Annotated in this window: 1 rRNA gene; it reads left to right on the plus strand. The window is 64.2% G+C overall.

Features of this window, described 5'->3' with window-relative positions:
* Nucleotides 1–1,113: ribosomal RNA gene (locus tag ACTQ48_RS11235) — 23S ribosomal RNA — on the plus strand; the annotation flags it as partial.

The following is a 1,113-nucleotide window of genomic DNA, read 5'->3' on the forward strand; positions in this document are numbered from 1 at the left end:
GTACGGATATCCCCCCGCTGAACACATAGGCGGGGGGAGGACAACCCGGGGAACTGAAACATCTAAGTACCCGGAGGAGAGGAAATCAATCTCGAGACTCCCCGAGTAGCGGCGAGCGAAAGGGGACCGATGGCCAAACCGTCGAGCGGGCGTACCCGGCAGGGGTTCCGCCGGCGGGGTTGCAGGGCCGCGCATCCGGGGGCTGCCGCCCCCGGGCGCAGGTCCGGCTGGGGAGCGGAACGGCATGGGAGGGCCGGCCGCAGCGGGTGACAGCCCCGTACGCGAACCCAGACCGGACGGCGCGACGCGGTCCCTGAGTAGGGCCGGGCACGTGAAACCCGGTCCGAACCTGGGTGGACCACCATCCAAGCCTGAGTACTACCCTGTGACCGATAGCGCACCAGTACCGTGAGGGAAAGGTGAAAAGCACCCCGGGAGGGGAGTGAAACAGTACCTGAAACCGTGCGCCCACGAGCAGTCGGAGCACCTATTAGGTGTGACGGCGTGCCTTTTGTAGAATGAGCCAGCGAGTCGCTGGCGCGGGGCGAGGTTAACCGAAAGGGAGCCGGAGCGAAAGCGAGCCTTAACAGGGCGACTTGAGTCCCGCGCCGCGGACGCGAAGCCGGGTGAGCTATCCGTGGGCAGGCTGAAGCGGGGGTAAGACCCCGTGGAGGGCCGAACGCACGTCGGTTGAAAACGGCGGCGATGACCTGCGGATAGGGGTGAAAGGCCAATCAAACCCGGAGATATCTCGTTCTCCCCGAAATAGCTTTAGGGCTAGCGTCGCGCGTTCACCGCCGGAGGTAGAGCACCGGATGGACGAGGGGGCTTCGCCGCCTACCGAATCCAACCGAACTCCGAATGCCGGCGGCCCAGAGCGCGGCAGTCAGAGCATGTGGGCTAAGCTGTGTGCTCGAGAGGGAAACAGCCCGGACCGCCCGCTAAGGTCCCCAAGTTCCAGCCGAGTGGCAAAGGATGTGCGTCCGCCCAGACAACCAGGATGTTGGCTTAGAAGCAGCCATGCATTCAAAGAGTGCGTAACAGCTCACTGGTCGAGTGGACATGCGCCGACAATACACGGGGCTAAGCTGGACACCGAAGCGGCGGGATTTT

This window comes from Collinsella sp. Sow4_E3, from assembly GCF_052116285.1.
In the GTDB taxonomy this organism is placed as follows: domain Bacteria; phylum Actinomycetota; class Coriobacteriia; order Coriobacteriales; family Coriobacteriaceae; genus Collinsella.